The organism is Vibrio barjaei (genome assembly GCF_001639065.2).
GTDB lineage: Bacteria > Pseudomonadota > Gammaproteobacteria > Enterobacterales > Vibrionaceae > Vibrio > Vibrio barjaei.
The window spans coordinates 53,721-66,813 of sequence record NZ_LQXO02000016.1 but is presented as its reverse complement, the minus strand read 5'-3'; the positions used below and the strand labels follow the sequence as shown (position 1 = coordinate 66,813).

The following is a 13,093-nucleotide window of genomic DNA, read 5'->3' as shown; positions in this document are numbered from 1 at the left end:
AGGCATTGCCTCCTTTTTTAATCTCAAATTTACGTCTCAACTAGTATAGCCATTCAAAAGTCAGTTGTGGCTTAGCGATTAGACCAGATGCAGACGCCGTAGGCTCTGATGAGTCCGTAGCTACATTAACCTCATCAACCGACGACACTGTTGCCAGTTCAGCGGTATCGGGCTGAGCTGGAGTACTAACCTCAGGATTTACCGTTGAGTTATCGACTTCAGGTAGAGTCACAGGTACCTCTGTAGGAGCAGGCTCAACCACAGTTTCTTCCGGCAAGACTTCAACCTGCTTTACTAAGCCGAGCTTAAGTACCTCTTGTTCAAATGACTCAATCGAACCAAGTAAGTAAGCTCTGATGATGACTTCATCACCTTTAACTTCAGCCACTTCCACTTTTGCCGTCGAGGCTAAGCGCCCTAATGCACGCTCCAGAGTAAAGAACGCATCTGCACTCTTCATACCGGTAAAAGACACAGTAACGGTACCAGCACTCTCGCCGCTGATCACTGTCGCATTTTTCGAGGCGTAATAGTCACTGACTTGATCGATAAGGTTCGCCATTGCAACACCACCTGACGCTGAGCCAGTGATGGGTTCTAACTGGTTACGACCTAAGGTTTCTGGTGCTTGGTCGTATAGTGTCCAGCGTAAGCTGCTACCTTCAGCTCTTACAACCATCACCGCATCTACAGGATAACGCTGAGTCGCTTGTGATATTGGGCCAACAAAGCCTCCCCACAGATCCGTTGGTTGAATTCCTGTCATGTCATCAAAGTCACCAACAGGGAATGTCACAGGAAGCCCGCGTCGTTTTGCTTCTTTTCTTAACTGATTCGCCGCCTCAGAATTGGTATGCTCCCAAGTAATAGCGCGATCCCGACCGTCATCTTCGACCAACCACACCATGACATTGGCGCGTTCAATTGGCCAAGAAGACAGATCAGCTTGCTTCAATAGGGTGTTAATTTGCTCACTATTGAATGTCATTCTTAATGCTTGCTCACCATTTAGCTGCGTGTAACCCAACTGTGTAATGAACTGAGAGCTCTTGCCTAGTGCTTTCTTGACCACGGGATTAGCCGCCGCCTTCGAATCACCGCTGGCTTTAATGAGTACTTCCAGCATGCCTTGCTGGCGAGCTACTTCATCAGCATTCGGTTCTTCAGAATTCACCACCACTTCGGTCGAGTAAATATCAACCTTGGTCAATGCATAAGCTGGCAATACAAAGACTGTTGCCAACAACCAAGCTAAATAACGCATAAGCATCCTAAATTACAAAGATATAAGTCGAAATGATAAGCAAGTATGAGTTCAGGAGCAAGCCAAGTGCTTCAAGGTTTGGTTAATATTTTTTGCCACAGCGCCTACACATCAAGATCTAAAGCACGATCTCTGGCCTTGTGTTGAAGTTTTACTAACAAATAATCCAGATTTTTTACCAAGATCATTAAGTAATCGATTGCAAAGTGATATTATCGCGCCAATTTGCCCAAAGCCCTTGGGTGAAAACTTCTATTTGCTTGGATATCAAACTATGAAAACTATCTTACAAGGTTCGCAAATGCTATTCGTCGCGTTTGGTTCCTTAGTCCTAGTACCGCTGCTTACTGGGTTAGATCCTAACGTTGCTCTATTTGGAGCTGGTGTTGGCACACTGTTGTTCCAACTAATCACCCGTCGTAGCGTTCCTATTTTTCTAGCGTCTTCTTTTGCTTTCATCGCTCCGATCATGTTCGGTGTTCAAACTTGGGGCGTCGGTGCCACTATGGGTGGCTTGATGGCCGCTGGTGTTGTTTACGTCATAATGGGCGCCGTTATCAAAGCGAAAGGCGTGGAGATCATTCACAAGCTTTTACCGCCTGTTGTAGTAGGCCCGGTTATTATGGTGATTGGTCTTGGCCTTGCGCCGGTTGCGGTAAACATGGCATTGGGGAAAACTGGCGATGGCGCCGTTGAACTCGTCAACGGTAATGCCGCGCTATGGATTTCGTCAATTTCGCTATTAGTGACGATTACTGTCAGTGTCTTTGCAAAAGGTTTCCTTAAGCTTCTGCCTATTTTCAGCGGTATCGTTGCAGGGTATATCACTAGCTTAGCATTTGGTGTCGTTGACTTTACTCCTATTGTTCAAGCATCTTGGTTGTCGATGCCAAACTTCACCACTCCCGAATTTAACATCAACGCAATTCTGTTTATGTTGCCTGTTGCGATTGCACCAGCAGTTGAACACGTTGGTGATATGTTAGCCATCTCGAACGTTACTGGTAAAGATTATTTGAAAAAGCCAGGGCTTCACCGCACCATCACAGGTGACGGTGTAGCAACAATCGCAGCCTCTATGGTAGGTGCTCCGCCAAACACTACATACAGTGAAGTTACCGGTGCCGTGATGCTAACCAAAGCATTCAACCCGGTTATCATGACCTGGGCAGCAGTGACTGCAATCGTCTTAGCGTTGGTAGGTAAGCTTGGTGCGATTTTACAAACTATCCCTGTTCCTGTGATGGGCGGTATCATGATCTTGCTGTTTGGCTCTATCGCTACCGTTGGCCTGAATACACTAATTAAGAACAATGTTGATCTACATAAATCTCGCAACTTAGTGATTGTTGCTATCACATTGGTATTCGGTATTGGCGGCATGGCATTTGGTATTGGCGACTTCAGCCTTCAAGGTGTGAGTTTGTGCGGTATTGTGGCGATTGTTCTTAACCAGATTCTTCCTCATGACTTAGGTGAGAACAAAATGGTTGATAACGCTCAAATGGAAGATTAATTGCTCCAAACGCAAAAAAGGCTGACAGTTGTCAGCCTTTTTTTTAAATCATCAGACTCTTAATTATTGAGTACCGAAAATCTTGTCACCTGCGTCACCTAGACCAGGAACAATGTAACCTTTGTCATTCAGACACTCATCGATAGCAGCAGTATATAGCTCAACGTCAGGGTGAGCTTTTTCTAGTGCTTCGATGCCTTCTGGAGCAGCAACAAGAACCAAGACTTTAATTGCTTTACAGCCTTTTTCTTTCAGCAGGTCGATGGTTGCAATCATAGAACCACCCGTTGCTAGCATTGGGTCAACAACTAGCGCAATTCGCTCGTCGATGTTTGACGCTAGCTTGTTGAAGTAAGGTACCGGCTCCAGTGTTTCTTCGTCACGGTAGATACCAACGACACTGATACGTGCACTTGGCATGTGCTCAAGCACGCCATCCATCATACCTAGGCCAGCACGAAGAATTGGCACTACGGTCACTTTCTTACCTTTGATTTGGTCTACTTCAACAGGACCATTCCAACCTTCAATAGTTACTTTCTCAGTTTCAAAGTCTGCGGTCGCTTCATACGTCAACAGGCTACCTACTTCTGTAGCAAGTTCACGGAAACGCTTTGTGCTGATGTCCCCTTCACGCATCAAACCCAGTTTGTGCTTCACAAGAGGGTGTTTAACTTCAACAACTTTCATGTCCTACTCCGGCAATTTTTAACAAAACCTGAAAATTATACATGGTTTCTTTTGCTATTTCAGTCAAGATTATAGGTTAATGGTGTTTTTTCCGCATATTTACTCGCTTAAACCTGCCTATATCAACAGATTACCCTCACTCAAAAATAGTTTGTAATTTCTTACGCAAACGTTTTCCTTTTTGTTTAAACCCCTGTTAGAATAGCGCCGCTTTTCACATCCATTTATTTATCGAGGACTGTCCCGTGAGCGGAAACAACACTTCCCTAAGCTATAAAGACGCTGGTGTAGATATTGATGCTGGTAACGCATTAGTTGACCGTATTAAAGGCGCGGTTAAGCGCACTCGTCGCCCTGAAGTTATGGGAGGCATCGGTGGATTTGGTGCTTTATGTGAGCTGCCAACTAAATACAAAGAGCCTGTACTCGTATCTGGAACAGACGGTGTCGGTACCAAACTGCGCCTAGCCCTAGATATGAACAAACACGACACTATCGGTATCGATCTAGTTGCGATGTGTGTGAATGACTTGATTGTTCAAGGTGCAGAGCCACTGTTCTTCCTCGACTATTACGCAACAGGCAAACTGGACGTAGACACTGCAGCTGATGTGGTATCTGGTATCGCTGAAGGTTGTATCCAAGCTGGTTGTTCGCTTATTGGTGGCGAAACGGCTGAAATGCCTGGTATGTATGAAGGTGAAGACTACGACGTTGCTGGCTTCTGTGTCGGCGTCGTTGAAAAATCAGACGTTATCGACGGCACAAAAGTCGCTGCCGGTGACGCACTTATCGCGGTTGGTTCAAGTGGTCCACATTCAAATGGCTACTCTCTTGTACGCAAGATCTTAGAAGTATCTGGCGCAGATAAAAACGAGATGCTAGGTGAACGCACGATTGGTGAACACTTACTAGAACCGACAAAAATTTATATCAAATCAGCTCTGAAAATGATCGCTGAACACGATATCCATGCAATCTCACACATCACAGGTGGTGGCTTCTGGGAAAATATCCCACGCGTACTTCCTGAAGGAACAAAAGCTGTGATTGATGGCAAGAGCTGGGAATGGCCAGCAATCTTCAACTGGCTACAAGAGAAAGGTAATGTTGATACATTTGAGATGTACCGTACCTTCAACTGTGGTGTAGGTCTAATTGTTGCTCTGCCAAAAGCTCAGGCAGAGGCAGCAGTTGAACTATTAAAAGCTGAAGGCGAAAACGCATGGGTAATTGGTGAGATCGCGACTGCACAAGCTGGTGAAGAGCAAGTAGAGATCAATTAGTTTCATGAAGAATATTGTTGTTTTAGTTTCAGGGAATGGTACTAACTTGCAGGCGATTATTGACGCTTGCGAGTCCACCATCGAAAACGCCAAGGTTCGAGCGGTATTCTCAAACAAAGAGTCCGCTTTCGCCTTAGAACGTGCACATAAAGCAGGAGCAGAGGCCGAGTTCCTAGATCCCAAATTAAGTGAAACACGTGAAGCGTTTGATGCTGAACTGATGCGTCGCATTGACGTGCACAAACCGGATTTATTGGTCTTAGCAGGCTACATGCGTATCTTAAGTGGCGAGTTTGTACGCCACTACATGGGACGAATGATCAACATTCACCCTTCGCTGTTGCCAAAATATCCTGGTTTGCACACACATCAGCGCGCAATTGATAATTGTGATGAACACCATGGCACTAGTATCCATTTTGTTACTGAGAAGCTAGATGGTGGTCCAATTATCTTACAAGCTAAAGTTCCAGTATTCGATGATGATACGATTGAAACACTAGAACAGCGTGTTCAAAGTCAGGAACATAAGATTTACCCACTAGTTGTAAAATGGTTCGTCGAAGGCCGCTTATCTATGGATGGCAGCAAAGCGATGTTAGATGGATTAGAACTTGGCCCTCAAGGCTACGCAGACAAATAGCCCTCTAACCACAACGAGTAAAGATAAAAAAAGCGAGTGATGAAATCACTCGCTTTTTTATTATGTAACCCTGTTTGATGTTGGGCTTATAACGGCTCAATAGGCGCTTGGCTTGCTGGCTTCGCTTCCGCAAATTCCACGTCTTTTAGCTCATCAACATTGCTGGCGACTAACTCACCAAAATGAAACAAGTTAAATTCACCTGGCTTCATTCGATGCCAACTCTCATTGCTCGTCAGTGGTTGAGTCGCCACAACCGTCACTACATCGTTAGGTGTAGTCTCTTCGTGAAAGTTAATCGTCACATCTTCATCGAGTAAGGTCGCTTTACCAAATGGGGCTTTACGCGTGATCCAGTACAAATGATTAGTACAATAGGTCATCACAAACTCACCATCACTCAACAGCATGTTGTAGACACCGTATTCTCGTAATTCATCACAACATTCGGAAATGTATGCGAACATCGCCATCATATCTTGCGGTGGTTCAGGAAAGCGTTCATCCAATTTTCGCAGCAGCCAACAAAACGACAATTCACTGTCAGTTTCGCCCACTGGACGAAAGTGACCAGTCTCCAGCCCTTGATAGTCACTGAGCTGACCATTGTGTGCGAATGTCCAATAGCGCCCCCATAGTTCACGCGTGAATGGGTGCGTATTTTCTAGATTAACCTGACCACGGTTCGCTTGTCGTATATGACTAACAACTGCACGACTCTTTATCGGATAGTTTTGAACCAACTCCGCTATTTTTGAATCACAACTTGGTTGAGGATCTTTAAAGGTTCTAAAACCTTTCCCTTCATAAAAAGTTATCCCCCAGCCATCTTTGTGAGGACCAGTGTTGCCACCCCGTTGAATCAAACCGGTAAAGCTGAAACAGATATCTGTTGGCACATTTGCACTCATGCCAAGCAATTCACACATTGAGTTCCCTACTCTTTTTCTTCCACAATAATGTCATTAGTAAACTGAGATTATTCCATCTCTTTTTCAATCAATTGAATCACAATATGAATGATCTTGATGTGTACTTCTTGAATTCGATCCGCATAACCAAAGTGCGGTACACGAATCTCAATATCAGCAACGCCTGCCATTTGACCACCATCTTTACCTGTTAGGGCAATTGTCTTCATGCCTTTCGCCTTGGCAGCTTCAATAGCTTTCAAAATGTTACCAGAGTTACCTGATGTAGAAAGACCAAACAAAACATCACCAGAACGACCTACCGCTTCCACATAACGTGAAAATACATAATCATAACCAAAATCATTGCTCACGCATGAAAGGTGGCTTGGGTCAGAAATGGCGATACCAGCGTAACCTGGGCGGTTCTCACGATAGCGACCCGTTAGCTCTTCAGCAAAGTGCATCGCATCACAATGCGAACCGCCGTTACCACAAGACAATACCTTGCCGTCTTGCTTGAATGATTCCGCAATCATTTTCGCTGCTGCTTCGATCTGCGCAATGTTGTGATCGTCGCTCAGGAATTTGTTTAGTACGTCTGCCGCTTCAGTAAGCTCGTTTCTAATTAGATCTTGGTACATAGGTTTATTCTCTTTATTTTCCGACATCAACGCGTCGTTGCGATTACCTGAGTTTAACTATAAACCCCCAATTCTGTCGATAGGCGTAGGCTCATCTAACTCCTCACTGGTTCGTTTTTCATAGCTTCGCATTCGAAACTGGTGGGAAATTATACAAAGCTCTCATTTTTGAATCGAATTAGAGTAATTACTTTTGAAAATTTACATTTGTGCAATAATTGAGTTACAATTATTACTGGTACGACCTCTTACCTTAGGTATTGCTAAAACGGTCAACCACTAAAACAACGATAAGTACCCAGATAAAGGAACAATCATGGACATCTTGCTCTCTCTCGTCGCCTTGCTCGGCGCAGTTGGATTCAGTTTCTACCAACGAGCATCGCTGGCAAAATCTTTATTACTCGTGACCGCTGCTATGGTCTTAGGTTCACTACTCGGTGTATTTGGCGCCATCATATGGGCGTTGTACGTTGCTACGGTAGCGGTATTGTGTGTTCCTTCTATCCGACAATCATTGATTTCCGCTAAAGCGCTTAAACTATTTAGGAAAGTGCTTCCTGCCATGTCTCAAACAGAAAAAGAAGCATTGGATGCGGGTACCGTTTGGTGGGAAGCAGAGCTTTTCAAAGGCAAGCCAAACTGGCAAAAACTAGAGAATATTAGTCAACCAAAACTCAGCGCAGAAGAACAAGCCTTCTTAGATGGTCCTGTTAACGAAGTCTGTGCGATGGTGAGCGATTATCAAGTCACTCACGAGCTAGCTGACCTTCCACCAGAAGTCTGGCAGTACCTAAAAGATCACAAATTCTTTGCCATGATTATTAAGAAAAAATACGGCGGCCTTGAATTTTCTGCGTATGCACAATCTCTCGTTCTGCAAAAGCTAACTGGTGTGTCTGGTGTACTTTCATCTACAGTTGGTGTTCCTAATTCCTTGGGTCCAGGTGAGCTCCTTCAGCATTATGGAACAGAAGCTCAAAAAGACTACTACTTACCTCGTCTAGCTGTCGGTAAAGAGATTCCGTGTTTTGCTCTAACGAGCCCAGAAGCCGGCTCTGATGCAGGCTCTATCCCTGATTTTGGTGTGGTATGTAAAGGCAAATGGGAAGGCAAAGAAGTCTTAGGCATGAAGCTCACTTGGAACAAACGTTACATTACCCTTGCGCCAGTCGCTACCGTACTTGGTCTTGCTTTCAAACTTCGAGATCCAGATGGCCTACTAGGTGATAAAGAAGACTTGGGCATTACTTGTGCGCTTATTCCAACACACCTTAAAGGTGTAGAGATTGGTAACCGTCATTTCCCACTGAACGTTCCGTTTCAAAACGGTCCTACAACAGCGAACGAGTTGTTCGTGCCACTGGATTTCATTATCGGTGGTCAAAAAATGGCTGGTCAAGGCTGGCGCATGTTGGTTGAGTGCCTCTCAGTTGGACGTGGCATCACGCTCCCTTCAAATTCAACAGGCGGTATCAAAACAGCAGCTTTGGCAACAGGTGCTTATGCTCGTATCCGTCGTCAGTTCAAACAGCCAATTGGTCATATGGAAGGTATCGAAGAGCCGCTAGCTCGTATTGCCGGTAATGCTTACGTAATGGATGCAGCCAGCCATCTTACAGTTACAGGTATAGACTTGGGCGAGAAGCCATCAGTGATCTCTGCCATCGTCAAATATCATTGTACTCATCGCGGTCAGCAAAGCATTATCGATGCTATGGATATTGTTGGTGGCAAAGGCATTTGCCTTGGTCCATCAAACTTCTTAGCACGCGGCTATCAAGGTTCACCTATCGCTGTAACTGTAGAAGGTGCCAATATTCTTACTCGTTCAATGATCATCTTTGGTCAAGGCGCGATTCGTTGCCATCCATATGTTTTAACGGAAATGGATGCGGCGCACTCTAACGCCAATGATGCAGTTGACAAATTCGACAAAGCCCTTGCTGGCCACGTTTCATTTACGATCAGTAACTTAGTACGCAGTTTCTGGCTCGGTCTTACTGATGGTCGTGGCTCATCAACGCCGCAGAAAGACGCAACTAAACGTTATTACCAACAGTTGAACCGTTACAGTGCCAACCTCGCATTACTGTCAGATGTGTCTATGGCAGTCCTTGGCGGCTCACTGAAACGTAAGGAACGCTTATCGGCGCGCCTTGGTGATATTTTGAGTCAGTTGTATCTCAGCAGTGCAGCATTAAAACGTTATGATGTTGAAGGCCGTAACAGCGAAGATTTACCGCTTCTTCATTGGGGGCTGCAAGACAGTCTAATGCAAACTGAAAAAGCGTTAGATGATTTCTTAGCCAACTTCCCTAACAAGGTAATTGGCCGTTTGATGCGCTTTATCGTGTTACCACTAGGAACAGTTCGCAAAGCGCCTTCAGATAAGCTTGATAGCCAAGTGGCTCGTATCTTACAAACCCCTTGTGGCGCACGAAGCCGTTTGGGGCGCGGTCAATACCTAGAGCCAACTGAGTTCAATGCTGCAGGTCGTATTGAGCAAGCACTGGACGTCATTTTACGTGCTGAGCCTGTGTTTACTAAAGTGTGTAAAGCGCTTGAGCAGCGTCGTCCATTTACGCAGCTTGATAAAGTCGCGGCACTAGGTTTAGAGAAAGGCCTAATCACTCAAGATGAAGCGACACTGCTTATTACTGCAGAAGCACATCGTTTATACACTATAAACGTTGATGACTTTGCTCCAGAGGAACTCGCAGCAAAGCCTGTCTACCCGACGATGGAAGAAGTCGCGTAATTGAGCCCTCCAAGTAATTGATAATTCCAAATAACTAAAAGGGTCAGCAATTGCTGACCCTTTTTTAATGTCATTGTCGTTACTAAAACTAACGTGGCATATTTAACTGCATTTCTGGTAGTGAAGCCTTAATAGCTCGCTTGCGTCGAACTAACCACCAAATGAATCCACCCACCACAATAAGCACTAGATTACCGATCACGATGGCCAGTATTGCTCGAGTTCTCACTTGCTCTCTGTGTGCAAGGATTTGCGCTTCTTGTTCCGCTTTTTTCTTCGCTTCTCGCGCCGCCGCTTGCATTTCTTCGGCTTTTTCTAAATCCAAAGCCCCGACAACACTGAAGGTACGCATTGGAAGATCAAAAACTAACGAACGCCCCGTGGACGCTTCATTGGCATACACATGGCCAGTCCAATGATAGGTCCCCATTTGATGTAGGTCGTTAAAATACGAGGTGACATCGTTTTTACCTGCATCCGCTTGGTGTTGCACGACCTGCTCTGACTGATCAGGGAATTGCAGTTCAATCGAGGTGGCCAAACTACCTGCTTCTATCGTCGCGACTTCACCGCGAACTACAATTTGATGTGGTTTTTTATCATCGCCTTGGATAAATTTGCTAGAGAATGGCGTCGGGTAAATCAGCACTTCTTGCTCTAGGGCGCGTAAGAACACTCCATTGCCTGTAGTAATTCGAACATTGTATTTCCCGGGCTCAAGTTCAATAGGCAGCTCAACGGTGAAAACACCATCTCCAGCGCGCTCATCTAACCCTTCACCGTTATCATAAAACTCACCGATGACAATAGGCACCGGGCGCACCTTGTTATCCGTTTGTTCTTGGGATTCTAAATAGCGCGTCATCACCACTTTAAGGTTCACACGGTCGAGGATGTTCTCAACAATTAACGGCTTGCCATCGGTCATAAGTCGAGCAGTAAACTTTAACTTCTCACCTTGATAAATGCGCTGTGGCAAGCTGTCAGCTGTTAAAGACAGCTGAGAAATGATTTGAATATTATTCTTGGGCGTGACTTTGCCAATGGCTTGCCAAGGACCGGGCATTGGCTTTTCGATTGAAATGACATCGACACTGGGTTCTTCAATCCAGTGAACATTATCAGGATGACGCCAAGCGTAGTATTTTTTACCGTCAGGGCGAACTAGCGTAACTGGCTTAGAGTTATCCTGTCGATAAACCAAAAAAGTGATTCGTTCCACCGTTTGGTCGACTCGAAACCGGTTATCAAGAAATGACATTGAGGACTCAGTCGCGAATGCACCAACTGTCAGCGATAACCATAACGCCATCGCAAAAATAATCCTCTGCATGTTTCTCTCCTACAGGCGCCAGAGACAACTGCCACCTTTTTCAACAATATCTAAGCGCGAATTGTGCGCTTCTATTTCATCGGCAGAAGCATGCAAGATCTTTAGCGATTTTCTTCCCGTTGTGAGCCTCTTAATGGTTTCACCACCACTTTCGTCCCCATCGGACTGCCCCGCGTTAAATTGCATCGAAGTTTGGCCACCTGTCATAGCCAAATATACATCCGCCAAGATCTCCGCATCGAGCAAAGCGCCGTGGAGAATACGGGCAGACGTATCTATCGTGTAGTGTTTTGCTAACGAGTCGAGGTTCTTTCTCGCTGGCATGTTCGCCATGCGTTTTGCCATCGCAAGCGTATCGGTGACCTTACAGTACTGTTCCGTTTTACCAATCGACGCGTCTAACTTCTCAAACTCGTAGTCCATAAAGCCCACATCGAAGGGCGCGTTGTGGGCAACAAGTTCTGCGCCTTTAATAAAATCTAAGAACTCTTCATGGACTTGATGATAAAGCGGTTTATCTAATAGAAACTCATCAGTGATACCGTGAACGTCGATAGCGTCAGGTTGGATTTCACGATCAGGCTTTAAATAGACATGAAAATGGCGACCAGTCAGTTTACGGTTGATGATTTCCACCGCACCGATTTCAATGATTCGATGCCCCATATAGTGAGGACCACCTTCGCGGTTCATACCTGTGGTTTCGGTATCGAGTACCACGATTCTGCGTTGTTCTGAATTGAGACTGGTATTCATGATGTTTTGTATGTCAGACTATGTAGATAAACTTACTGAGCTATATAGTATCAAATCATGACGAAGCAGGTTGAAATTTTCACAGATGGTTCTTGTTTGGGTAATCCTGGCCCCGGCGGCTATGGAATCGTCCTTAGGTACAAACAGAACGAAAAGACGTTAGCCAAAGGCTATACGCTAACAACAAACAATCGCATGGAAATGATGGCGACCATTGTTGCGCTTCAGACGCTCAAAGAGCCTTGCAATGTAATCCTAACAACCGATAGCCAGTACGTAAGACAAGGCATTACCCAGTGGATCCACAACTGGAAAAAGCGTGGCTGGAAGACGGCTGACAAAAAGCCCGTAAAAAACGCTGATCTTTGGAAAGCTCTCGATAAGGAATCAACGCGACATGATATCGACTGGCGGTGGGTTAAAGGTCATGCCGGCCACAGAGAAAACGAAATGTGCGATGAACTAGCAAGAGCCGCTGCGGAAAATCCGACCGAGGAGGATACGGGTTATCAACCAAGCTAACCTTGCCTTCCTTACGAGCTCTGCTTTTTATCGGCGGTACGATAGCTAACGCTTGCTGGTGTTAGCTTTTTCTTTAGTCGCCAATGAGGCTTTATTGGCTTTAGAGGGTAAGTGCGCTTTCTCGCCACAATAAAATATAAGCTGCCCATTGGTGAAGCCCAATCACCAATACTGTTTTCTAGCCAAGTCCACATGGTTCGATATCGCTTCATTGGAAACAGCGCATAGGTATCCGCATGAACTACCTGATAATTCAGTACCCCTAACCAGTCTTTAATGCGATTTGGCGTGAACATGCGTCCACTCCATGGAAAATTGTTTTTTCTCCAAGGCATCAAACTAGCTAGGCCAGTGAAACTAATTGGATTAAAGCCCGTAATAATAAGATAACCATCGTCGATCATCACACGATCCACTTCACGTAGCAAACGATGGGGATCTTCTGCATACTCAAGTTGATGTGACAAAACAACGGCGTCAAAACTCTTCTCTAAGAATGGTAATTCATAGCGGTCAGCGATAACATTGTGCAGAGGGTTTTTAGAATCGAGGTTCACTTGATGTTGAATGTTGCAATTGCAGCTTGTGAGTTCACAACTCAGTCCTCCAAGCTTTAGCATATGATAGCCAAAGAACTTTGGGCACCACTCATCAAGCCTCGTTTGAATAGATTCAGAGACCCATTGACCGTTGGCAAGCTCTTCCCAAGAATGGGGATGTTCAACTTTTTTCTTGCTGCGTGCTGGCTTCATTTACGCGCTCTCTCC

Annotated in this window: 12 protein-coding genes; 5 read left to right on the top strand and 7 right to left on the bottom strand. The window is 45.2% G+C overall.

The features are described 5' to 3' along the window. Positions 1-40 precede the first annotated feature (40 nt). A complete protein-coding gene (locus AWH66_RS10380) occupies positions 41-1,264 on the bottom strand; it encodes a DUF2066 domain-containing protein (protein ID WP_063604065.1) in 1,224 nt (407 codons plus the stop codon). A 274-nt stretch (positions 1,265-1,538) separates the two neighbouring features. Between AWH66_RS10380 and AWH66_RS10375 the strand changes: the two genes are divergently transcribed. After that, on the top strand, positions 1,539-2,780 hold the full coding sequence (locus AWH66_RS10375) for a uracil-xanthine permease family protein (RefSeq protein ID WP_063604064.1): 1,242 nt from the start codon (positions 1,539-1,541) through the stop codon (positions 2,778-2,780). 63 nt (positions 2,781-2,843) lie between these two features. On the opposite strand, the gene upp is transcribed toward AWH66_RS10375, so the two are convergent. Then, positions 2,844-3,470, bottom strand: coding sequence for a uracil phosphoribosyltransferase (upp, locus tag AWH66_RS10370; RefSeq protein ID WP_006072840.1), 627 nt, complete (start codon positions 3,468-3,470; stop codon positions 2,844-2,846). A 245-nt stretch (positions 3,471-3,715) separates the two neighbouring features. Here upp and purM point away from each other — a divergent pair, with 245 nt between their 5' ends. Together purM and purN are read left to right on the top strand one after the other, a co-directional pair. Next, on the top strand, positions 3,716-4,756 hold the full coding sequence (purM, locus tag AWH66_RS10365; protein ID WP_063604063.1) for a phosphoribosylformylglycinamidine cyclo-ligase: 1,041 nt from the start codon (positions 3,716-3,718) through the stop codon (positions 4,754-4,756). Between the two features lie 4 nt (positions 4,757-4,760). Beyond that, on the top strand, positions 4,761-5,399 hold the full coding sequence (gene purN / locus AWH66_RS10360; protein ID WP_063604062.1) for a phosphoribosylglycinamide formyltransferase: 639 nt from the start codon (positions 4,761-4,763) through the stop codon (positions 5,397-5,399). 86 nt (positions 5,400-5,485) lie between these two features. Here purN and AWH66_RS10355 read toward each other — a convergent pair whose 3' ends face one another. Then, positions 5,486-6,328 carry a class II glutamine amidotransferase gene (locus AWH66_RS10355; protein ID WP_063604061.1) on the bottom strand — a complete coding sequence of 281 codons (843 nt, stop codon included), beginning with the start codon at positions 6,326-6,328 and terminating at the stop codon, positions 5,486-5,488. A 50-nt stretch (positions 6,329-6,378) separates the two neighbouring features. Next, positions 6,379-6,954 carry a D-sedoheptulose 7-phosphate isomerase gene (gene lpcA / locus AWH66_RS10350; protein ID WP_006072836.1) on the bottom strand — a complete coding sequence of 192 codons (576 nt, stop codon included), beginning with the start codon at positions 6,952-6,954 and terminating at the stop codon, positions 6,379-6,381. Between the two features lie 316 nt (positions 6,955-7,270). Here lpcA and fadE point away from each other — a divergent pair, with 316 nt between their 5' ends. After that, on the top strand, positions 7,271-9,715 hold the full coding sequence (gene fadE, locus AWH66_RS10345; protein WP_063604060.1) for an acyl-CoA dehydrogenase FadE: 2,445 nt from the start codon (positions 7,271-7,273) through the stop codon (positions 9,713-9,715). A gap of 88 nt (positions 9,716-9,803) precedes the next feature. On the opposite strand, the gene AWH66_RS10340 is transcribed toward fadE, so the two are convergent. Continuing rightward, positions 9,804-11,048 (bottom strand): TIGR03503 family protein, encoded by a 1,245-nt coding sequence (locus AWH66_RS10340; protein ID WP_063604059.1) that lies wholly within the window; start codon positions 11,046-11,048, stop codon positions 9,804-9,806. Positions 11,049-11,057: 9 nt separating this feature from the next. Then, positions 11,058-11,804, bottom strand: coding sequence for a DNA polymerase III subunit epsilon (gene dnaQ, locus AWH66_RS10335; RefSeq protein WP_038227872.1), 747 nt, complete (start codon positions 11,802-11,804; stop codon positions 11,058-11,060). A 57-nt stretch (positions 11,805-11,861) separates the two neighbouring features. On the opposite strand from dnaQ, the gene rnhA reads away from it, so the two are divergent. Further along, positions 11,862-12,326: a ribonuclease HI gene (rnhA, locus tag AWH66_RS10330; RefSeq protein ID WP_063604058.1), complete on the top strand. Its 465-nt coding sequence runs from the start codon at positions 11,862-11,864 to the stop codon at positions 12,324-12,326. An 11-nt stretch (positions 12,327-12,337) separates the two neighbouring features. Here rnhA and AWH66_RS10325 read toward each other — a convergent pair whose 3' ends face one another. Next, a complete protein-coding gene (locus tag AWH66_RS10325) occupies positions 12,338-13,078 on the bottom strand; it encodes a class I SAM-dependent methyltransferase (RefSeq protein ID WP_063604057.1) in 741 nt (246 codons plus the stop codon). Positions 13,079-13,093 lie beyond the last annotated feature (15 nt).